Genomic DNA, 22,665 nt, shown 5'->3' with positions numbered 1-22,665 from the left:
CAGAACAATACTATGAATGACGGAATGGAAAGGGGGTGGAAATATGACATGGGACTATATCGATATAGAGACGCTATCACCGATGATGCAGCATTATGTATCAACAAAGCGAGCTTACCCGGATGCCTTGATCCTTTATCGGCTAGGTGATTTTTATGAGATGTTCTTTGAGGATGCAGAAGTCGCTTCTAAAGTTTTGGAAATCGCTCTAACCGGAAAATCTTGCGGTTTAGAGGAGCGAGCACCGATGTGCGGGGTACCCCATCAGGCCATCGAATCCTATAGCTCCAAGCTGGTCGATAAGGGATATAAGGTGGTAATCGTGGATCAAATGGAGGATCCTGCCCAAGCAGTGGGCCTGGTAAAACGGGCGGTTACCCGTATCCTAACCCCCGGTACCTTGACGGACACCGATGCTCTTGAGGGAAAAGAAAATAACTTTCTACTCTGCCTTTACTTTTACCTGAATAAAGCGGCGCTGTGCTATGCTGACCTGTCTACCGGAGAAATCGCAACGACAGAAGTTAACCTTAAGGAAGATCCGATAACCTTTGTCCGCAACTGGATGGCCACGATAAAACCTTCAGAAATCCTCATTCTGAATGATGAGAATAATCAGGAAATATTGGGAGCCCTGTCACCGGTTCTGGATAAGCTACCTGTTTTTCTGAGTCGCCTTGATGTGGATCCGAAAAAAGCTACCCAGGCCAGGGATAGGGTGGAGGGCTATTTAGGCCCGAGTGGAAGGAAGGAGGTGGAAAGGCATTTCGTCGCTGCGATTGCTGTGGCCTCTCTTCTCGACTATATTTACTCCTTCCAGGAGGAAAAGTTAAGCCACCTCAACCAGCTCCAATGGTTGGAAACCGATCGCTATATGCTGGTTAACGCAACCAGTCGTGAAAATCTGGAGTTGGATCGAAACCTCTTCAACCATACACGTAAAGGGAGCCTTCTGGATGTCATGGACAGGACCAAGACGGCAATGGGAGCTCGCCTTTTGGGTCAATGGTTGGATATGCCCCTTATGGATATCGGGGAGATCAACCGCCGTTTGGATCTTGTAGAGGCCTTCAAAGATAAGGTAACCCTCAGTCTGCCTCTTCGAGAAAGTCTGTCTAAAGTTTACGACCTGGAAAGGCTCCTTGGAAAGTTCTCCTACCAACGGGGAAATGCCCGTGATCTCCTTTCCCTGTCTCTTTCCCTTAGCCCTCTTCCGGAAATCCTTCGCTTGGTGGATACTTCAGACTCTAGCCCGGTCCGTACTTTCTTTGGTCACATGGACCCCCTGGCCGACATCAAAGACCTGATTGACCGGGCCATCGTGGAAGAGCCTCCCATCACCATCACGGATGGGGGGATGATCCGGATGGGCTTTTCAGAAGACTTGGACCGGATTCGGTCGGGCTCGGATGAAGCGAAAAAGGCCCTGGTGAAATATGAGGCTGAGGAAAAAAAGAGAACAGGAATTAACAACCTACGGATTATCTACCGGAAAAACGCCGGTTATTTTATCGAAGTCACCCAATCCAACCTGTCGAAGGTTCCCTCCAACTACCAGCGTAAACAAACCTTAAAAAATACTGAACGCTATACGACGGACTTTTTGGAGGCCCAGGCAGGGCGAATTACCGGAGATGAATCGGCGATTAAAGAAATGGAATACGCCATCTTTCAGAAGATCCGTCAGACCATTTCCGACCAGGCCATCCGGATTCAGGAAACAGCAAAACTTTTGGCCAAGCTTGATGTTCTTCTCTCTCTGGCTGCCTTAGCATCCGATGAGAACTATGTCCGCCCCCATTTTTACCCAAAAGGAAAGTCTTCCGGTCAGGACCGAATTACAATTGTTGAGGGGAGACACCCTGTTGTCGAGGTGATTCAAGACGAGGAATTTATCGGCAATGATCTGGATATTGGGGCTAAAGACAACCGGATCCAAATTATTACAGGACCCAATATGGCCGGCAAGTCCACATATATGCGGCAAAACGCATTGATTTTGATCATGGCCCAGATGGGATCCTTCGTACCGGCCAAGTCCTGCTCCCTTCCCATTACTGATAAAATTCTGACCCGGATTGGAGCCCGTGACCACCTCCAAAGAGGGGAATCTACCTTTATGGTGGAAATGAAAGAGATGGCGGAAATCCTGGATGAAGCCACTTCCTCTTCTTTTTTAGTCCTGGATGAAGTGGGACGGGGAACATCCACCAATGACGGTTTATCCATCGCTTATGCCATCTTGGAATACCTGGATGCTCATAAAAAACCCAAGACCCTCTTTGCCACCCATTACCATGAGCTGACCAGCTTAGCGAATAAACAGAATTCGATTAGCAATCGAAAGGTGGATATCAAAGAGGAGGAAGGTCAACTGATCTTTCTCCGCAAGGTAGTTGAGGGAATGACCGACCGGTCGTATGGAATCGAAGTGGCCAAACTCTCAGGTTTGCCTTCGGAAATATTGGTCCGGGCAAACTACATCCTGTCAAATATTGACGCCATCAATGACCTTTCCTTTGTCAAGGAGACACCCGAGATTTCCGACCACCAGGAGGACTTCACCGACTTCAAACGTCGAGCCTTTCTTCATTCCCTGGCAGAAATTAATATCAATGATCTTTCCCCGGTTCAGGCCTTGACGACCCTGGACGATTTGGTCCGTCAAGCACGGGAAATGACAGAGGAGGATGATCAATGATCCAACGTTTAGATGGAAAAACTATAGAAAAAATTGCTGCCGGTGAAGTCATTGAGGGACCACTCTCCGTAGTTAAGGAGGCGGTAGAGAATGCCATTGATGCCGGAGCTGATGACATTTCTGTAGATATCATCGATGGAGGAAAGAAAAAAATTATCATCACCGATAATGGAGTCGGCATCCCAAAGGACCAGGTCCCTCTGGCCTTTGAGCGTCATGCGACCTCCAAGATCCGAAACGTTGAGGATCTTTATCAAACCCTCAGCCTGGGCTTTCGCGGTGAGGCCCTGGCTTCTATACTGGCTGTTGCTCAGGTGACTTGTCGTACACGGACAGAAGACCAATCCTCCGGCTATGAATTCATTTTTGAAGAGGGAAAGAGCAGAGCGGTCAACCCCGTGGCCATGTCCGTAGGAACCCAGCTTGTGGTTGAAGATCTTTTTTACTCTCTTCCTGTCCGAAAGAAGTTTATGAAGTCGGATACCGCTGAAGGAAATAAAGTATCACGTCTGATGTATGCCTTTGCTGTGGGAAACCCGAATATTTCTATCCGCTATACGAGGGAGTCCAAGAGGATTTTCCAAACCCATAAAGACCGTTCCCTGGATGAAAATCTTATGGTTCTTTTCGGAAGTCAATACTTCCAATCCCTCTTACCCATTGAAGGCAAAAGTCCTCATTTCACCATCAAAGGTAGGATTGGAAATAACACCTTTTACCGGGGAAACCGACAGATGGAATTCCTCTATATCAATGGTCGCTATATTGTCGATGAACAAATTCAGGAAGTCGTGGAAGATATCTATAAATCCATCATTCCTAATGGTCGTTTTCCTGCCTATCAGATTTTTATTGAAACGGATGCGAAAAACCTGGAAGTGAATATCCATCCCAGCAAGCAGAAGATCACCTATGATTTCCCGGACGAACTGGTGGACCTCTTAAAGAACTTGATGACAAAGGCTTTGACCCATAAGCCTTCTCTTCCTGATGGTCAGGCAGAAAACCCTCATCAGGGCCTCTTCCGGGATCTATCTTCTGAAGATGCTTATCGGGAGATTGTTTCGTCTTATGCCTGGTCGGATACGAGTGCCTCTCCTTTAGGTGAGCTAAACCGGGCCTATGGTCCCGACACTGAACCCTCTCGGGATTATTCAAGGAGAATGGGGGAATCCGAACCTGACAGATCCGGAGAAGAAGCTCTGGAAGTTTTTGAGGATGACCAGGAGGTTCTGGATCTTTTCTCAGGTCAAGAGGACATAAACTTGCCGGAAAAGAATTCAAAGAACCCTGATGATTCCCTTCTTCCTCCCTATGATGATCTCAACTTTGTAGGCATTCTTTTCAAAACCTATATCCTTTTGGAAGACAGGGGAGGTGACCGGGTCTTCTACATTGACCAGCATGCTGCTCATGAAAGAGTTAACTATGAGCACTTTCGACAGATCATGAAAGAATCCAAACCCCATGTTCAGGTTCTCCTTGAGCCCCTGACCCTGGAGCTCAATGACCTCCAGCTAAGTGCTTTAGATGAGCGAAAAGATGCCCTGGAGGAGATGGGCTACCACTTTGACCTTTTTGGTGGAAAAACCCTCCTTTTGCGGGAAATTCCCCTTTTATTCAAGACTCCTCGTGATGACCGGATTTTTTATGATCTCCTGGATTTTGATATTCCACAGGAGTGGACGGATTTGGATGATATGGTCGATCAGTTAGCCATGAAAGCCTGCAAAGCTTCCGTAAAACAAGGCGACCTCCTCCATGCCCAAGAGGTGGAAGCCCTTTACAATGCCCTCCGATCCTGTGATTATCCCTTGACCTGTCCCCATGGTCGGCCAACGGTAATTGTAAGGACGAAACGAGATTTGGAAAACCGCTTCATGCGAAATAAATAGGGGAGACTATGGGAGAAAAAATTATTTTTTTAGTCGGCCCGACGGGAGTGGGAAAAACTTCTCTTTCCTTATCTCTGGCCAAGGCCATCCATGCCCAAATCATCTCTATGGACTCCATGCAGGTCTACCGGGGGATGGACATTGGGACAGCTAAGGCAACCCCGAAGGAGAGGGAGGAAGTGGTCCACTATCTCTTGGATGTGGTTGATCCCGGTGACCGGTTCACCGCTGAGGACTATCAGTCTCTGGCCTACCGGGCCATTGACAAGATTCGAAAACAAAACAAAGTCCCTCTGTTTGTAGGGGGAACCGGACTATATATGGATGCCATCCTGCATGATTTCCAGTTTGGTGGACTGAATATCAACAAGAATCTAAGAAAAAAGCTTCACGCTGATTATGAGAAGGAAGGAGGACAGGCTCTATTAGACCGTCTGGCAAAGGTTGACCCGGTCTCTGCTCGTACTCTTTTTCCCGGTGACCGAAAAAAGATCATACGAGCGCTGGAAATTTTTTACTCGACAGGCAAGCCCATGTCGGCGAAGAAACGGGAGGAGAACTTCTCTCCACGTTGGGAACCTCTGATCTTTATCCTGGACAAGGAAAGGCAAGAACTTTACCAAGACATTAACGACCGGGTTCTTGCCATGGTGGAATCCGGTTTAGTTGAAGAAAATCTGAGCTTACGTAACCGGCATTGGCCAAGGAAGTCCCAAGCAGCATCGGCCATTGGCTACCAGGAGGTCGGTTGGTATTTTCGAGGGTTAGTTACTGAAGGGGAAATGATCCGCCTGATCCAACAGTTTTCCAGGAATTATGCCAAGCGACAGGTGACCTGGTTTAAGCGTTATGACAATGCTTATCGTTTCAATATCGACAAGGAAACGAATCGGGAGGATATTCTCCGCCTGATGGTCGATTTAACAGAGAATTTTTTATCAAAAGAGAAGGAATCAACACAGTGAAAAAAACAAATGTACATGATATTTATCTTTCCTCTTTCGGTCTACGAGAAAATACCATTGAAAGAATCGAAAAGGCCGAAAAAAAGTTGCAAGCTCGCTTTAAGGCTTTAGAGGAAATCCGGTCCTACAACCAGCTCAAAGTTCTTCGAGCCCTTCAGGAAAATCGTCTTTCTCAAGCAGACTTTTTCTCAGCTACCGGTTATGGCTATGGCGATAGCGGTCGGGATAAGACGGAGGCCATCTTCCGGGATGTTTTTAAGGCGGGGGCCTGCATCGTTCGTCCCTCCATCGCATCAGGTACCCATGCTCTTTCTACCATTCTATTCGCCCTCCTGTCTAAGAGGGACCGGATGGTGGCCGTCACCGGTCAGCCTTATGATACCCTTCAGGAAGTCATTGGCGTTAAGGGGAAGGAGGTGGGTACCCTTCTGGAAAAAGGGGTCAACTATTCCGCCATCCCTCTCAAAAAAGGAGGGACCATCGACTATGATGCTCTTGACCTTGCCTTAAAGACGCCGGTTCGTTTGGTCGAACTTCAACGTTCCACCGGGTATACTGATCGAAGAGCCTTTACTATAGATGAACTGGGGCAGGCAATTTCCTTCATTAAAGCCCGACAGCCGAAGGCTATAGTTATGGTTGACAATTGCTACGGTGAGTTTACGGAAACCAGGGAGCCTATCGAAGTGGGAGCTGATATTATCGCCGGTTCTCTGATTAAAAATCCGGGAGGCGGAATTGCTGTCTCCGGCGGTTATATTGCGGGAAGGGAAGACCTGGTCAACCGCTGCATGAACCACCTGACCGCACCCGGTTTAGGCAAGGATACGGGACTTACCTTTGGAACGACCCGGACCACTTTACAGGGTTTATTCCTGGCCCCCCACGTTACCATAGAGGCATTAAAAGGTGCCCTTCTCTTTTGCAAAGTCTATGAAGATTTGGGCTATACCTGCTATCCTTCTTTGGATGATCCACGGTCGGATATCATTCAGGCCATTGTTTTGGAAGACCCTGACCGTTTGATTTCTTTTGTTCGGGCCATCCAGCAGGCAGCCAGTGTAGGAGCTGAGGTTGTTCCTTATCCCTGGTCTATGCCCGGATATAGTGACCAGGTTATCATGGCGTCGGGAGGATTTATCGATGGTTCCTCCATTGAGGTTTCGGCAGATGGTCCCCTTCGACCTCCTTACCTTGCTTACTACCAGGGGGGACTGGTCTATGACCAGGCCAAGCTTGCCCTTCTGCTTAGCATTCAATCTCTTGAAGATAGCAAAGAAATCTAGAAGTGATCTCGAAGAAAGTGATTTTATCACTTTCTTCTTTTTTTTTCTTGACAAAGAACATTTGTTCGTGTATTCTTAATACAGATCGAACAAATGTTCTTAAAAGGAGAAATCGTCATGAAAAAAAGAACTCTGATTGTTAATAAAAAGAGGTTTCTTACCTTCCTCTTTATTGCCGGCCTTTTTTTATTTTCCGTATTTTTTGCCTCTTTTAACTGGATGTCAAACCGAATGGCCTATGGGATGACGGAACAGGAAGTAAGAAAAAATCAATCCTATCAGAAGGTTATTGTTCAGGAAGGAGATACCGTTTGGGCCCTGGCAAAAGGACTGGCCAAAGGGAAGAATATTGATACACGTGATCTTGTTCGAGAAATTTATCGGTTAAATGATTTGGGTAAGTCGACCCTGCACCCGGGTCAACCCCTACTTATCCCAAATATTTAATAAATTAATGCTGCCCATAATAACGAGTCGGCCTGATCACCGGCTCGTTAGGCAGCGTTTTTTATTGCAAAAAATAGGATATTATTTCTCCCTATGTCTTCTCTTATGGTAAGCTTAAAAGGAGTTTTTCCCGGCCGAAAAGTTCTTGCTCGTCCGGTTGAAGGGAATTGAGGAAAGAGAGGATCTTTGCCATGAAAGTGGGCTGCGTAAGAGAGATTAAAAACAATGAATTTCGTGTAGGATTAACACCGGATGGAGCCCGGGATTTTATTGCCCATGGCCATGAGGTTTTTCTGGAAAAAAATGCCGGTTTTGGTTCCGGATTCCCTGATGAGGACTACCGGGTTCTGGGCGTAACCATTCTTGATCAAGCGGAGGAAGTATGGAACACTGTTGACCTTATGATCAAGGTTAAAGAACCTCTGAAGGAGGAGTATACCTTCCTTAGGGAGGGGATGATTCTTTTCACCTACTTCCACCTGGCTGCCGCTCCTGACCAGCTTAGGGCTCTTTTGAACCATAAAATCAAGGCGGTTGCTTATGAGACCATTGAAGATGAGGACGGATCCTTACCTTGCCTTGCCCCGATGTCCCAAATTGCAGGGAGACTCTCTATTCAGGAGGGGGCTAAATATTTGGAAAAGCCCTTTGGTGGGGCCGGGATCCTTCTTGCCGGTGTTCCCGGTACGCCCAAAGCCAATGTCGTTATCCTTGGAGCCGGGGCAGTAGGAACCAATGCCTGCAAGATTGCTTTAGGTATGGGAGCTAACGTTTCTATCCTTAACCGGTCAGTGAAAAAATTGGAATATCTGGATAATATTTTTGGAGCCCATGTCCAAACTTTGGTTTCCTCCGATTCCAATATTGAACGAGTCCTTAAGAATGCAGATTTGGTCATCGGATCTGTCCTGGTTCCCGGTGGATCAACCCCCAAGCTGATCCGCCGCCACCATCTCAAGATGATGAAGAATGGTGCCGTCTTTGTGGATGTATCCATTGACCAGGGCGGCTGTGCGGAAAGTTCAAGGCCAACTACTCATGATGACCCTATCTATATCGAAGAAGGGGTCATTCACTATTGCGTGACCAATATGCCGGGAGCTGTACCTAGAACCTCAACCATTGCTTTGACGAATGCCACGCTCAAATACGCCCTGAAAATAGCCGATATGGGTTTGGAAAAGGCAGCGGAAGAGGATATGGCACTGGCTAAAGGCGTTAACTGTTATCTGGGTGAATTAACCAATAAAAATGTCGCTGAGGCTACCCACCAGGAATATCTCCCATTAAAACAGGCAATCCACGCTTAATCCATTGAAATAGGCATAAAAAAAGAGGACCTTAAGGTCCTCTTTTTTTATGCGGGTGAAAGGATTTGAACCTTCACGAGATTGCTCTCACTAGTCCCTGAAACTAGCGCGTCTGCCGTTCCGCCACACCCGCATACTGGGTAACAAAGACATTATAAGAGATGATGAGGTAAAATGCAAGAAAATTTTTTGCCTTTTTGCCACTTTCTTTTTCCCATCCTCTGATATAATAAGCAAAGACCAAGAGGGGAGGAGGATGCTTGATGGAAACGGAAATTCGGGAGGGACAACTGCATAGTCGAGACAAAGAAATCCTCCAGATTGCTCTTTTAGCCGGGTCTATCTTGACCTCCTCAGCAGCAGAAACCTACCGGGTGGAAGATACGATGGAAAGGATCCTGGCTTTATCTGACCACCAGGAAGTCGATGTTGTAAGCCTGCTCACCGTCCTCATGGTAACCATTACCTTTGATGATAAAACCTATATTACGGCAACTAAGCGGATCAAGTCCCGTTTTTTTGATCTCTATAAAATCCAAAGGGTTAACGAGATCTCCCGAGCCTTGACATCAAATCAAATGACCTTGGATGAGGCCTACATGGACCTGGTTCTTCTTTCCACGCAAAAGAAGCAAGTACCCTACGCTAATTTGATGAATTTCCCCTTTGCCTGGGGCTTTTGTATGATGGGGGGTGGAGGGATCCTGGAGTCCTTTCTTGCCGGTGTTGCCGCTTTTTTGACGGTCATCATCGACTATGTCTTACCCAAGAATATCGACCAGACCTTTACCCCTGCTTTTTTCAAGACTGTTATTGCCAGTTTTTTCCTGGCTTTTTTCTCCAAGCTCATTCCCTCAGTCCGGATGGATCCCATGATTTTGGGCTCCCTCATCATGCTCTTCCCGGGAACAACCTTTACTAACGGTATTCGGGATATGATGAAGGGGGATTATCTCACTGCAGGCGGTAACCTGCTTTCCGCTCTGGCTACGGCCTTAGCCCTGGCTTTTGGAGCAGGTTTCTCTCTCTTAATCATCAATTGGATATTTTAGGAGGAGCCTATGATTGAAGATTTTTTCTTTTCCAATCCTTATCTATTCGTTTTTTGGGAGTGTTTGGGTGCTCTCCTTGGGGTGACCTTCTTCGCCTTAGCCTTAGGTGATTCATGGAAGATTTCCCTATCTGCAGGAGTCATGGCTTTTTTCGGTTGGGGTATCTATACTTCTACCTGGCAAAAAATCGGAATTGTCCCGGCGGCCTTTCTCTCCTCTGCTTTCATTGCCTGGTGTGCCCAGGAGGGGTCCAGAATATTAAAAGGACCGGTAACTCTTTTTCTGATCCCGGCTTTGGCATCTTTGGTCCCGGGCATGCAGCTTTTCCAGATGGTCGTGGGGTTCATTACCGGTGACTCCGGCTTAGCAAACACAAAAATGATGGAGACCCTTTCCTTAGCCTTGTCCATCGCTCTCGGTGTGATCATGGTGGAAGCCTTATACATTATGAAAAAAGGAATTGTCGATCGGATACAAAAACGAAATGCCTCCCGTTTTTAGGAGGCAAGAAAGGATGAAAAATGCAAGAGACGGAATATCGCTATGATACCCAGCTCCTCATTGAAGGAGAGAATCTGGATGAGGATGCTATTCATGACTATATCGAAGAAAACTTTCAAGGTGACTGCCTCCTGGCAGTGGGAGGAGACGATCTCATCAAAATTCACTATCACACAAATGAGCCTTGGGATGTCTTAAAATACTGCCGAAGCCTGGGCGAAATCTTTGATATTGTCGTAGAAGATATGGACCGGCAATCCCGGGGACTCAAGGGTTAATGTTCCTGGTCCCGGTCGGAACCGGGATGGGGGAGGTCCATTTGTGAAAGCGGGTTTTTTTCCATTCCCTGCTTAACCATAGGATCATCTACATGGGTGTAAATTTGGGTCGTGCCGATGGAGGCATGACCCAATATTTTTTGTAGGGTTCTGATATCCACTCCTTCTTTATACATCAGGGTTGCTGCCGTGTGACGAAGCTTGTGGACAGAATATCGAGTGGTATCAAAGCCGGCATCCCTGAGGATTTTTTCAATCCTGTGCTGGACAGCTCTTTGACTCATCCGCTTCTTTCGAGAGGACAGGAAAAGGGCACTTTCGCCAGCGACAATGGGGCGAACAGAAAGGTAAGAGGAAAGAGCAGCACTGAGGGCATCCGTAATATAGACAGTTCTTTCTTTGTCACCCTTACCGACCACGTTGAAGTGATCTTCCTTCAATGAATTGAGGTTGAGCGAAACCAATTCGCTCAGTCGAATTCCTGTCGTTAAAAAAGTCACCAGGATAGCCACATCTCGCAGACGGAAGAATTGATTTTCTTCCCGGCCGGCCTGGTCAATGAGCTGGATGGCTTCGGGAAGAGTTAGGTAGACCGGCTGTCTTTTCTTTTTTTTCGGCGAACTGAGTTTATCCATGGGATTTTTGTCGAGGACCTCTTCGATGACCACTAAATACTTAAAGAAACCGCGGAGGGCTGAAGTCTTCCTTGCTCGACGGTTAGCTGAGGGCATTTCTCCGTCTTCGCTGAAAGCCAGAAAGGCCTGAATGTCGTGAAGGTTAGCTGACTGAAGGTCTTCAAGATCCATGTCTCCAATGGGAATTTTTTCAAAATCCATACGGCGAAATTCCGAACCGCCCTTTCTCCGCCGAAGAAAGCGGAAGAAAGAGGATAAGTCATAGGTATATTCTCTAATTGTCGTCGGGGCAAGACCCCGTATCGTTTTTAAGTAATTGATATAATCTTCGAGAAGAAGTGGTAAGTAATCGGTCATGTGGTCCTCTTTTCTTTCTTCCTGCATTTTACCACAGAGGGGGAGGGAGGGGGAAAGCGGAATTTGTAGCCCGTCTTCTCATGAGGTATAATAACAAAAGATATGTAACAAAATAGATACAAGCTCAAACTTGTTGGATTTAGCTGTTTACCGGATAGAGTAATTTGTTTATTGAGGAGATATTGGTCATGAACATAGGAAAAATCACTGTTAAAGAGGCTGCCGACCTGACCCAGAAGATCACGGAAGACGTACTGGCATCCATCAAAGAGTCCGTTGTGGGTAACCAGATAGTTATTCGTAAAATGCTTATTTGTCTTTTGGCCGGCGGTCATGTCCTATTGGAGGATGTGCCCGGGATTGGGAAAACCACGGTTGCCAGAGCCCTGGCTCGTGCTGTCGGTCTGGACTTCCAGCGTATTCAATTTACCCCTGACCTTATGCCTTCAGATGTGACAGGATTTAATATCTACAACCCCAAGACATCGGAATTTGTCTTCCGTGAGGGAGCAGCCATGACACAGATCCTCCTGGCGGATGAAATCAATCGATCCTCTCCGAGGACCCAGTCAGCCCTTTTGGAAGCGATGGAAGAAGGCCAGGTGACCGTAGAAGGAAAGACATACATCCTGCCTCAACCCTTTATGGTCATGGCGACACAGAACCCGGTTGAACATGTCGGAACCTATCCCTTACCGGAAGCCCAAATGGACCGATTTATGATGCGTTTATCCATCGGTTATCCTTCAAAAGAAGAAGAAATGCTGATTATGGATAAGGATGCCCTTAAGCATCTCTCGGAAACGGTTCGCGTAGTTGCTGATGCCAATGAAATCCGCCAAATTCGTGACAGTGTGGAAAATGTCACTGCCTCAGATGAGGTTAAACGCTACCTCTTGTCCTTAACCCGGGGAAGCCGGGAGTCGGAATGGGTGGAGTTGGGGGTAAGCCCCCGTGCCTCCATCATGCTTCTAAAGGCCGCCTCTACCTTGGCTCTTATGGAAGGACGCACTTATGTAAAGCCGGATGATATTCAGCGGATGGCTCATGATGTCCTCGATCACCGGATGATCATGAAGGCCCAGGCTCGGGGACAGGGGATTTCTTCGGCCAAGGTTACTGACCGGCTTTTGAAAGAAATGGTTGCTCCCCGATGAAAGCAATCCGACCCCGCCTTATCTTCTGGGCTTTGGGTTGGCTGGTTCTACTCGTCCTGGCCAACCTGCAACTGCGGCCATTTCCCCATATTTTTATGATCTTTTGGACTCTTTTACCTATCCTGTCGATCATCTTCTCAAAATTGTCCGATCGAAAGCTCAAAGCCAATTTGACCATCCGACCTCAGGTTCTCAGCCGGGGGCAGGAAGGACATTGGATTTGCCAGCTGACCAACGAATCACCCTTCATGGCTTTTTTCCTTCTCTTTCCTGACTTGAAGATTGTTCAGGGGAAAAAGGAAAAACCCATGGAAGTCATGCTTCAAGCCAAGGAGAGCCGAAAAGTTGACCTGGCTTTCATGTTGCCTTTTACCGGAACCTATACCCTGGAAACTCAGGAGCCTATTTATGAGGACTTTTTGGGTTTTATTCGGATGTCTTTCGGTCAAAAGCGTCTTAACCACATGGCCCATTGTTATGCCCTTCCCAGTCTCAGTCAGGGAGAAGCCGGGTCCCGACTCACTGCACTGGCCAATGACCTCGGTGATCCCATCCAGAAAAAGAACATGACTTCGGTAACGGATGACCTTTTTTCCATCGACCCCTTAACACAGGGGGAGTCCATGGCCCATGTCCACTGGAAACTAACAGCCCGGCTCCAGGAGTTTATGGTAAAACGCTATTCGGATACCGAACAGGAACCCTTACGAGTCCTTGTTCACACTGCCGATGTCGAAGGACCGTCTCCCCATTTCATGCTGGCAAAAAAAACCACCCTTCACGGGGACCAGCTTGACCTCCTAAAAGACCGTAATTTTTTTCTGGATCAAATTTATACTTTTACAAAAACTATGCTTGAACGGAGACAGGTGGTTCGGATTTCCGACGTTCAGGGACAATATCAAACATTTCCTTCAATCGAGGAGGAAGGTAAACTCCGGCTTTGGTTGGCTAAACTTCCCTTTCAAAATAGAGGAATCACTTGGAAGATTGAACCGATGGGTGATAAGGCGCAGGTCATCTTCATCCAACGGTTTGATCAGGAATCCTTAGGTGCCCTGATCCAAGCTTATGAGTCAGGGGTTTATTTTATCTGCCTATCCTACCTGTCCATGAATGATCCAAGTATGGTTGATCAGGTAAAAAAGGCTGATTTTACCTGTTACTGGTTGGATGAAAAGAAGGGAGCTGGCCATGAAAAATAAAATAGAATGGGCACAGATCCTCCAATCCTGGTTAACCTCCTCCATTTTTGCCTTCTGTTTAAGTTATTTTAGTCTCCGCCTTGTCGGTCAGTATTCTTCTTCAATGAATCTTAACCTCCAAATCGGACTACTGATTATTCTATCCGTCTGTCTTCTTTCAGGAATCTTTTTTGATCACTGGAAAATTTCCTTGCCGGTCATCGGCCTTGCCCTTCTTTTTTTTATCGTCCAACTTTTCACCGGCTCAGATTTTCGGCTTTCTTTCTTATCTCCATCATTCTGGATGTCAAAAGAAGGTAGCTTTCAACAAGTTCTTGATTGGATTCAAGTCACCTCCCTTGATCATCCGGTAGCTATGCCACCGTTTCTACCCACGATTATTCTATTCGCTACCGCCCTTCTTTCCGTATTCACCATTTGGGCCCTGCCCATCCCCCTATTAAATCTTCTTTTTTTGATTGGTCCTCTATTCTTCATTGAAGACCTTACTCTTGATCCAAGGTGGATCTTCGCCCTCCTTGCCGGCCTGTTTTGCGTCTATGCTTCCTATGCCTTTCGCCAGGACCCGGCTGGAAGAGACCAGAGGCCTCCGATCACCTTCGGTTTAACCCTGGTCGGCCTGACCTTCCTTCTTTCACTGGTCATCCCCGCAGAGACCTTTTTTTATCCCGGACTCCATCGATTTCTTAATGACCGTCGGCCAATGGAAGGGGGAGAGGTAACTGCATTTTCCTTGAAAGAATTAGGTTTTTATCCCCAGGGAAATCTCCGCGTAGGCGGTCCCGTGACGCTTAATCAAGACCCCTATATGGATGTGGCAGCCGGACCCGATTCGCTCTACCTTCGCGGATCCAGCTATGATGCTTTTGATGGCCATTCCTGGTCCTATAAAGAAGAACAACGGTTGAAAGTATTCCCTTGGGATGAAAGTTTCTTTGATGATGTTACTTCAGAGAAGGCTCAGGCTTTCTGGTTTACGGATAAAACCATTCGAGATCAAGCCATTAAAGATAAGCTCATTCGACCTACAGTTCTTTATCAGAGAACCTATCGGGATAATAAGATTGTCTTTACTTCCGGGAAACCGGGACTGTTAGGACGCCTTCTTCAAGCCTCTGATCATCCTATCAATCTCTCCGACCCATTTGCCGGGCTTCGAATTGACACCGGCTTCTTATATAGTGATAGCGGGATGGTTATTTCCGAATCCCCCTATAACAAATTCGGTTTAGTCTCTGTTGACCATTTTATCCCTCTTGAGAAAGTGTCTGATCCTAAGAATCTTTCTGCCTATACACCAACGAAAGGAAAGGGGGAAAGAGGGCTGGAAAGTAAAGTTGCTGACTTGGATCCAACTCTCCATAAGATTGTCTATGGAGAGGAAAAGGACTTTTCCAGCCTGGTGACTCAAATTCATGATCACTTTTCCAATCGCTACAAATACAAGCTGGATGTCTCAAGAATTTCTGATGACGAATTGTTTATTGATAACTTTTTAACAAATAAAGAAGGCTACTGCGTCTACTTTGCCACAACCATGACCTTACTCCTAAAGGATCTTGGCTATGAAGCACGCTATTGCGAAGGTTTTGTTCTTCCTTTTATGGATATCGCCCAGGACGGGATGGCTTACCGTAGCCTGAATGCCAACCAGGCTCATGCCTGGTGTGAGATTCATATTGACGGTTTAGGATGGATTCCTGTCGAAGCCACACCATCTTCACATATGGAAAACCTATCCGGTTTATCCTTAAATCATACGGATAATAGCAGTGAAGAAGTATCTGAAGAAGAATCAACCGAGTCATGGGAATCTTCAGAAGAATCATCGTCTGAAGCCTCTGTAGATGAAGAAACTTCCATGTCAATGGACAATGATACCTCTGAGGACGAAAAATCGCCTAAAACGCATCTGAGCGCCTCTCAAGCGAAATTACTGGTTATGGCACTCATCATATCCATTATCATGCTTGGATTTTTCCTTGAAATCCAGGTAAAGCGACATCGTTGGGAAACTCGTCAATCACCGTTATCTCTGACCATGGCAAAGACAAAGAATAAGGAAACTATGGGAAGAATATGGGCCGAAATTCAAAGGATGACCAAAGAGGAAGGTCTAAAAGTCGAACGAAAAGATACGGTGAAGGACCTGCTGAGAAAACTCCAAGATGAATATCGTTGGGAAGAAATCGAAGCTGCCCAAGCCGGCCTTGAAGCATTCCGTTACGGAGAAGAAGAACCGGATAAGGAAGACCTCCAAGCTCTTCATCGGCTCTACGTCAAACTATCGGCTGAGCGAAAAAAGAATCTAACCAAGACCGCTTGGCTCTTTAGGGAGGTTCTTAAAGTTCCGAGACAAACCTGGTGATCGGTGACAATAGCTTCTTTCAGCAAGCCCCCTCTGTTGTCACAAAATATGTATTTTGTGACATAATTTAGCTTTTGAAATAAAAGACCCCGATTCGTCCTCCTCTCCCCTCCGAATCAATTTTGAGGTTGATAAGAGGAGACCGATATCATTTACCGGAGATACCAACTTCATGTTATGCCTTCATACGTGGTAAAATAGACCAATCCGAACAGGTCATTAGAGAGGAGTTTTTATGAATCCCAATATCGATACCAAGTCAATTCAGGATGATGCGTCCAGCAATTTCATCCATCAAATTATTGATGAAGAACAAAAGCCCGGCGGACGGACTTATGGACATGATATTCACACCCGTTTCCCCCCGGAACCCAATGGCCTCCTTCACATCGGTCATGCTAAGGCCATTTGCCTCGATTTCGGAACGGCAGAAAAGTACGGGGGCCTCTGCAACCTTCGTATGGATGACACCAATCCGGTAAAGGAAGACGAAGCCTATGTACGGGCAATCAAAGATGATATTCGCTGGTTGGGCTTTGATTGGGGTGATCGGTATTTTCACGCTTCAGATTATTTTGATCGGATGTATGCTGCCGCCCTCCATCTCATCCGCAGAGGTAAAGCCTATGTTGACGACCAAACGGCGGAGGAAATTCGAGAAAGTCGGGGTGATTTTAACCGACCCGGCAAGGAATCTCCTTATCGAAACCGGTCTGTGGAAGAAAATCTGGACCTTTTTGAGCGGATGCGGGCCGGTGAATTTCAGGATGGTGAAAAGACTTTACGTGCCAAAATTGATATGGCTTCCGGGAATATGAATATGCGGGATCCTGTCCTCTACCGGATTGCCCATAAACCCCACCATATGACCGGAACAAAGTGGTGTATCTATCCCATGTATGATTTTGCTCACCCTTTGGAGGATGCTTTTGAAGGGATCAACTACTCCCTTTGTACGGTGGAATTTGAAGCCCATCGCCCCCTCTATAACTGGGTTATTGAAGAAACCCAGGTAGAAAACAAGCCCCGCCAGATTGAATTTGCCCGCCTCAATATGACCTATACCGTCATGTCTAAACGTAAACTCCGCTACCTGGTTGAGGAAGGTTTAGTTGATGGTTGGGATGATCCCCGCCTCCCCACCCTAATTGGCATGCGGAGAAGGGGTTACACGCCTCAGGCTATTCGGAACTTCATCGATGCTGTGGGCGTATCCAAGACCGATTCCATCGTCGACTTCCAGTATCTGGAATACTTTGTCCGGGATGACCTCAACCAACATGCTCCGCGAGTGATGGGTGTACTTGACCCGGTCAAGTTGATTATTGATAATTTTCCGAAAGACGAGACCGTCCTCTGCACGGTAAAAAACCATCCGAAAGATGAATCTATGGGAACTCATCAGATTCCTTTCAGCAAAGAAGTTTGGATTGACCGGGATGATTTCATGATCGACCCACCCAAAAAATACTTCCGCCTCTTCCCCGGCAATGAAGTCCGGCTCATGAACGCCTTTGTGGTCAAATGCACCTCCTATGAGGCGGATGAAAAGGGCCGAGTGACCTGTGTCCATGCCGACTACGATCCCGATTCCCAGGGTGGGAATCCCGCTGACGGCCGGAAGATCAAGGGGACCATCCACTGGGTTCCGGTGAAAGAAGGGATCGAATGCCAGGTCAACCTCTATGACAAACTCTTCACTGTGGAGAATCCGGATGGGGATGACCGAGACTATACGGAGCTCATCAACCCGGACTCCCTCAAAGTTCTGAAACCCTGTTATGTGGAACCCTATTTGGCTCAGGAAGGCCGAAAACAGGTCCAGTTCATGCGGAAGGGCTTCTTTATTGAAGACACTAAGTCAACGGCTGACCATCGAATTTTCAACGAAATCGTCTCCCTCAGAGATTCGTATAAAGCAAAGTAAAGATTCATTAAAGGAAGTATCCATGAGTGAAAAAAAAGTTTATCGAGGCATGGACACCATCTTACAAGTACGGACCAAGCCCGCTTTCTCCAAGCGGGCTTTGATTCTTCTTGCCTCCTTTCTTCTGCCTATCCTGCTTTTAATTCCCGGCTTTGTGGTGTCCGGCATTTTCCCCTTCGGCCCCAACACCACCATGGCTGTGGACCTCCGCCATGAATATGTTGGCTTCTATGAGGCCTTTCGACACAGCTTTTCTGATCCGGGAGGCTTCTTTTACAATTGGACAAAATCTTTGGGCGGAGGGATGGCCGGTAGCTTCTCTTACTATATGCTGAGCCCCCTTCATTTGATCTTTTTCCTCTTTTCCAGGGAGGACCTCCCCTACGCCATTCAGATCGTCCAGTGTCTTAAGATCGGGCTGGCCGGTCTCAACTTCTCCATCTTTTTGATGGGCCACGAAAAAGGTCAGGATAGTAAGGTCATCCTCTTTTCCACTCTTTACGGAGTGCTTTCCTTTTCCGTTGCTTTTATGCTCAATCATATGTGGCTGGATGCGATCCTGATTTTTCCTTTAGTCGTATTGTTCTTAGAACGTCTATTGGAAGGGAAAAATCCTCTCCCCTATGTCCTTTCACTGGCGTATATGATTTGTGTGAATTACTATATGGCTTACATGGCCTGCTTGTTTTTAGGGGTCTATACCATCTTCAGCTTAATTCGTTCGCCCAGGGATAAGAGTTTTTCAAAAAAAGAATGGGTAAAGAACCGCTTTTTCCAGTTTGTCCGCTTCCTTCTTTATTCGGTCCTTGGAGCCGGTTTGGCTGCCGTTGTTCTCGCACCCACACTCTACTCCATTGTTCTTTCCAAGGGGTCCTACACCCAAAAGGTCTTGCCGAAAATTGAATGGAATTATCCGCCCTTGGACTTTTTTGCCAAATTGATTCCCGGTGCATTTTCCTATGACCAGGTTCCCTTTGGTTTGCCGAATATTTTTGTAGGAAGCTTGGTCAATGTCCTGATCATCCTCTACTTTTTTCAGAAAAGCCTTTCTTTCCGAGAAAAATTGGCAGCTTTCTTTGTTTTGGCCGTTCTCTATTTCTCCATGGGGATCGATGCCTTAAATTTAATATGGCACGGAATGCAGCATCCCCTCTGGTACATCTACCGATACTCCTGGCTCATGTCTTTTTTCATGGTCTATCTGGGTTATCGTTCCTATGTTCGGATACAATCAACCCGGCCCATAGGTTATCTTGTGGCTCTTCTCCTTTATGGTGGGCTCCTGGCCTATCTTTATACCAACCTCGAACGATTCAATGACTTTTTAACGCCCTACCACCTTGTGGCAACCGGGGTTATGGTCATTATCCTGGTTTATATGGTCCATGCAAGAGCATCTTCCCCGTCTCTTTCCTTCCGACGACAATTAACGGGAATTCTGGCTATGGTCACCCTGGTTGAGATGGGCATTCATGGAGCCTTCCTCACCGGTTGCTATGAGTACGAAAGCTACCAGCAATTCAGCTTTTTTGAGCAAGCCTTAGCTGAATCAACAAAGACACTGGCTCCCGGAAATAAAGAGTTTTATCGCATTGAAAAAGACTTCCAGCATGACAATAATGACGGTATGCGGTTCGGCTATCCCTGTCTTTCTCATTTTAATTCAGACTTGAACCGGACCACGGTCGATGTTCTGTCCGGTCTTGGTTTTCCGGTAACCTCCAATGCCGTCAACGGATCAAACCCCACTAAGCTAACTGATGGTTTGTTCGCTCTCCGCTATTACCTGGTCTCTACGGTAAAGGACAATGGGCAGGTTCCCTATTACTCTCATTTTCGAAAAAATTCATATCGTCCCGACTTACGGGATATGAGAAAAATAGGATCAACGCCATACATGGATATCTATGAGTTGGACCAGGCCCTTCCCCTGGGCCTTTTAGCCGAAGAAGGAATTCAGCACTTTCACTTCGGGCGGAAGAATCCCATGGACAGTCAAGATATGATAGCCAACTATCTGGATGGAAATCCCGGGTCGATTAACTACTTCCAAAGAGAAGCCTGTGATCTGACGGAAAGGGTAAATATGAAGGAAAGCCAAATGAATGATCATCTTTCCCGCTTCCGCCAGATTGAAGAGGGAAAAGAGGCTTTCCTTAACTATCATTTCAAAACAGAAAAAGGGGCTTCCTATTATCTTTCTGTATCTAATACGCTGAATAAGAAGAATTCTTCCCTTTATCTGAATGGAGACCTTCTCCCCTCGAAACGCAACTCCTCATCAAACTTTTCTCAAATTTACAACGTGGCGGCAAAATCCGATCCCACCCGTTTCCAAGACTTGAAAGTTAAGTTAGGTGAGAAAAAAAGTAACTTCACCATCAACAACATTTCCCTATTTCGCTTTAACGAGATGGCTTGGGATCAGGCTAAAAATTTCCAGAATGCCAATGGACTTAAGGTGACCTATTGGGAGGATACCTATCTGGAAGGACATTTTCAGGCTCAGAGAAACACCCCCTACCTTCTCCTTTCCATTCCCTATGATGAAGGTTGGGAGGTCTTTGTGGACGACCATATGGTCAACACCCAGAAGGGTCTGGATGGGCTAACTTTGGTCTCGGTTCCGGAAGGAAGTCACCGTCTATCCATGACCTATACTCCCCCCTATCTGAATTATGGAGCGATCACCTCTGCCCTTTCCCTGGTCGTTCTTCTTATTTTTGAAATGACCTACCTTCGCCTCAGACAGAATCGAAAGCGGAACCTCCGCCGGGGCAGCTTGCGTTATCTCATTGCCTATGATTCGGAGAAATCCATTATCAACAATGAGGTGAACAAATGAAACTTCGAACGACACGTACACTCCATATCCTGGCCCGTCTGGGGATGGTACTAAGCCTTATTCTCATTTTTATCGATAAAAATAAGGACCAGCTCCACCTGGTGGAGCCGGTCCTTTTCTTCCTTTTTATTCTCGCTGCTTATCTGGATTATAACCTATGGCGGTGTCCCCACTGCGGTTACCACCTGAGAAAGATGATCCCTTTCCCTTCTTCCTGTCCCCACTGCAAGCGTAGCATTTATCTGGATGATCGGGTCCATGTTGAAGAAGCCAAACGAAGACAAAAGGAGACAATGGATAAGGAAAAAAGATCCGGGAGTTAGTTCTTCTCTTTTAACCTGGAAACCAGGAAGCCCAGGCCTATTCCCACTAAAGAGAAGAAGATCCAGGAAAAACCATATTGGGCAAGAGGGATGTGGTCAAAGGCTTTAACTAAAGACAGATCCTTGAAGCCATAGGCCCGAATCCCATCCACTATGGAAGCGATAAAAGTAAAGCTGACGGAAAACTTATAAATCCAATGGCTAATTCGTCCATGATCTAAGAGGTTTAAGATGGTGAGGAGGATCATGACCGGATAAACGACGGATAAAAGAGGAGCGGATAAGGCGATGATTTGGTCGACACCTAAGAGGGAGATCACACAGGCAACCAAGGTTGTCACGATAACCATAAACTTATAGGGAATCTTTCCCTTGGTAAAATCCTGGAAAAAGCTGGAGGTGGCATGGGTCAGTCCCACGGAGGTCGTCAGACAAGCCAGGAAGGTACATAGGCCTAAGGCGATGTTGCCAAATGAACCCATGGTTAGTCCCACGATCTTTGTTAAAAGCTCTGTCCTTTGCATGGAAGGGTCGCCAAAAGAGGTGGAGATGGCTCCCAGATAGGTAAGACCTCCGTAGACCAGTCCCAAGAGCAGGCAGGCAATTCCACAGACCCGCGTCATGGTCCAGGACATCTCCTTAGTATCCTTAATTCCTAAATCTCTAAAATAGGTGATGAAGGTCGAGGCCATAATGACCGAGGTAATGGCATCCATAGTTTGGTAGCCTTCAACAAATCCGGCTCCCAGTTGTTGTCCAACTGCCTGAGTGGAAGGTGCTAGAGGAGAAATAATTCCCTTGACTAAAATAACAATAAGGATAAAAAGCAAGGCCGGCGTCATATAATTCCCAATAAAATCAACAACCGAGCTCCCGTTAATCGAGAAGAAAAAGGTCAGGGCAAAAAAAATCAGGGAAAAAAGAATATGGTTAAAGTCCGGAAAAAACGGAAGAACGGACATTTCAAACGTTGTCGCCGCAGTCCGAGGGATGGCGATAATGGGGCCGATTAAGAGCATGATGACAACGCCGAGCAGTACACCGAAGTTCTTAGAATATTTTTTACCAAATTCTCTCATATCGCCGTTACAGAAGATGGCAGATTGAAAACCAATAAAGATGAAAACAATTTCAGAAAGTAAAAAACCAATAAGGGCGATAGGCCAACTGGCTCCAGCCTTTAAGCCCATCATGGGAGGTAGAACTAAATTTCCTGCCCCAAAAAATATGGCGAACAGGGCTAAACCGGAAACGATCATCTGCTTAGTTGTAATTTTGGAGGATGGGTCCATTCTTCTCTCTCTTTCTACATCTTCATGAGAATCATTTTGGGTAACATTTCATAAGCTTTTACTATAATATCATTTTCCCACTTTTTTGAACAGTAAAAAAGAGCCTGTCGAACAGGACAGG

General features: G+C 46.5%; 17 protein-coding genes and 1 tRNA gene. 15 read left to right on the top strand and 3 right to left on the bottom strand.

Translation table 11 applies throughout. From position 1 onward, the window contains the following. Window positions 1–43 precede the first annotated feature (43 nt). The 6 genes from mutS (at window position 44) to ald (ending at window position 8,604) form a co-directional block, all read left to right on the top strand. On the top strand, window positions 44–2,701 hold the full coding sequence (gene mutS, locus BN2373_RS06845; RefSeq protein ID WP_074018040.1) for a DNA mismatch repair protein MutS: 2,658 nt from the start codon (window positions 44–46) through the stop codon (window positions 2,699–2,701). Next, a complete protein-coding gene (mutL, locus tag BN2373_RS06840; protein WP_053943344.1) occupies window positions 2,698–4,596 on the top strand; it encodes a DNA mismatch repair endonuclease MutL in 1,899 nt (632 codons plus the stop codon). The genes mutS and mutL overlap by 4 nt, the downstream gene beginning before the upstream one ends. A gap of 8 nt (window positions 4,597–4,604) precedes the next feature. Continuing rightward, a complete protein-coding gene (gene miaA / locus BN2373_RS06835; RefSeq protein ID WP_053943343.1) occupies window positions 4,605–5,561 on the top strand; it encodes a tRNA (adenosine(37)-N6)-dimethylallyltransferase MiaA in 957 nt (318 codons plus the stop codon). After that, window positions 5,558–6,847, top strand: coding sequence for a methionine gamma-lyase family protein (locus BN2373_RS06830; RefSeq protein WP_238379635.1), 1,290 nt, complete (start codon window positions 5,558–5,560; stop codon window positions 6,845–6,847). The genes miaA and BN2373_RS06830 overlap by 4 nt, the downstream gene beginning before the upstream one ends. A gap of 117 nt (window positions 6,848–6,964) precedes the next feature. Continuing rightward, complete coding sequence (locus tag BN2373_RS06825) at window positions 6,965–7,294, top strand: LysM peptidoglycan-binding domain-containing protein (RefSeq protein ID WP_053943342.1); 330 nt, start codon at window positions 6,965–6,967, stop codon at window positions 7,292–7,294. A 191-nt stretch (window positions 7,295–7,485) separates the two neighbouring features. Next, window positions 7,486–8,604, top strand: a complete 1,119-nt coding sequence (gene ald, locus BN2373_RS06820) for an alanine dehydrogenase (protein WP_053943535.1) — start codon at window positions 7,486–7,488, stop codon at window positions 8,602–8,604. A gap of 50 nt (window positions 8,605–8,654) precedes the next feature. Here ald and BN2373_RS06815 read toward each other — a convergent pair. Further along, a tRNA-Leu gene (locus tag BN2373_RS06815) sits at window positions 8,655–8,737 on the bottom strand. A 130-nt stretch (window positions 8,738–8,867) separates the two neighbouring features. Here BN2373_RS06815 and BN2373_RS06810 point away from each other — a divergent pair. From BN2373_RS06810 to BN2373_RS06800, 3 genes are read left to right on the top strand one after another with little or no spacing between them, the layout of a single operon-like run. Then, complete coding sequence (locus BN2373_RS06810) at window positions 8,868–9,656, top strand: threonine/serine exporter family protein (protein ID WP_053943341.1); 789 nt, start codon at window positions 8,868–8,870, stop codon at window positions 9,654–9,656. Window positions 9,657–9,665: 9 nt separating this feature from the next. Next, window positions 9,666–10,157 carry a threonine/serine exporter family protein gene (locus BN2373_RS06805; protein WP_053943340.1) on the top strand — a complete coding sequence of 164 codons (492 nt, stop codon included), beginning with the start codon at window positions 9,666–9,668 and terminating at the stop codon, window positions 10,155–10,157. Window positions 10,158–10,177: 20 nt separating this feature from the next. Then, window positions 10,178–10,435 (top strand): kinase to dihydroxyacetone kinase, encoded by a 258-nt coding sequence (locus tag BN2373_RS06800; RefSeq protein ID WP_053943339.1) that lies wholly within the window; start codon window positions 10,178–10,180, stop codon window positions 10,433–10,435. Here BN2373_RS06800 and BN2373_RS06795 read toward each other — a convergent pair. Further along, window positions 10,432–11,427: a tyrosine recombinase XerC gene (locus BN2373_RS06795; RefSeq protein WP_053943338.1), complete on the bottom strand. Its 996-nt coding sequence runs from the start codon at window positions 11,425–11,427 to the stop codon at window positions 10,432–10,434. The two genes, BN2373_RS06800 and BN2373_RS06795, sit on opposite strands and share 4 nt — an antisense overlap. 188 nt (window positions 11,428–11,615) lie before the next feature. Between BN2373_RS06795 and BN2373_RS06790 the strand changes: the two genes are divergently transcribed. The 6 genes from BN2373_RS06790 to BN2373_RS06765 all read left to right on the top strand — a co-directional run bounded on the left by BN2373_RS06790 (window position 11,616) and on the right by BN2373_RS06765 (window position 21,252). Next, window positions 11,616–12,584 (top strand): AAA family ATPase, encoded by a 969-nt coding sequence (locus BN2373_RS06790; RefSeq protein ID WP_053943337.1) that lies wholly within the window; start codon window positions 11,616–11,618, stop codon window positions 12,582–12,584. Then, window positions 12,581–13,789: a DUF58 domain-containing protein gene (locus BN2373_RS06785; RefSeq protein ID WP_053943336.1), complete on the top strand. Its 1,209-nt coding sequence runs from the start codon at window positions 12,581–12,583 to the stop codon at window positions 13,787–13,789. Before BN2373_RS06790 ends, BN2373_RS06785 begins: the two co-directional genes overlap by 4 nt. Beyond that, the gene (locus tag BN2373_RS06780; RefSeq protein WP_053943335.1) at window positions 13,779–16,157 is read left to right on the top strand and encodes a transglutaminase TgpA family protein; all 2,379 of its coding nucleotides are present in this window, start codon (window positions 13,779–13,781) and stop codon (window positions 16,155–16,157) included. Before BN2373_RS06785 ends, BN2373_RS06780 begins: the two co-directional genes overlap by 11 nt. A gap of 235 nt (window positions 16,158–16,392) precedes the next feature. Then, window positions 16,393–18,084 (top strand): glutamine--tRNA ligase/YqeY domain fusion protein, encoded by a 1,692-nt coding sequence (locus tag BN2373_RS06775; RefSeq protein WP_053943334.1) that lies wholly within the window; start codon window positions 16,393–16,395, stop codon window positions 18,082–18,084. Window positions 18,085–18,106: 22 nt separating this feature from the next. Further along, window positions 18,107–20,929, top strand: coding sequence for a YfhO family protein (locus BN2373_RS06770; protein WP_053943333.1), 2,823 nt, complete (start codon window positions 18,107–18,109; stop codon window positions 20,927–20,929). Continuing rightward, window positions 20,926–21,252, top strand: coding sequence for a hypothetical protein (locus tag BN2373_RS06765; RefSeq protein WP_053943332.1), 327 nt, complete (start codon window positions 20,926–20,928; stop codon window positions 21,250–21,252). The genes BN2373_RS06770 and BN2373_RS06765 overlap by 4 nt, the downstream gene beginning before the upstream one ends. Here BN2373_RS06765 and brnQ read toward each other — a convergent pair. After that, window positions 21,249–22,544, bottom strand: a complete 1,296-nt coding sequence (gene brnQ, locus BN2373_RS06760; protein WP_053943331.1) for a branched-chain amino acid transport system II carrier protein — start codon at window positions 22,542–22,544, stop codon at window positions 21,249–21,251. The genes BN2373_RS06765 and brnQ overlap by 4 nt on opposite strands. Window positions 22,545–22,665: the final 121 nt, after the last annotated feature.

Origin of the sequence: Kallipyga gabonensis, from assembly GCF_001286805.1 — a bacterium.
Taxonomy (GTDB): Bacteria; Bacillota; Clostridia; order Tissierellales; family Peptoniphilaceae; genus Kallipyga; species Kallipyga gabonensis.
This window is presented reverse-complemented; position numbering and strand designations above follow the sequence as displayed.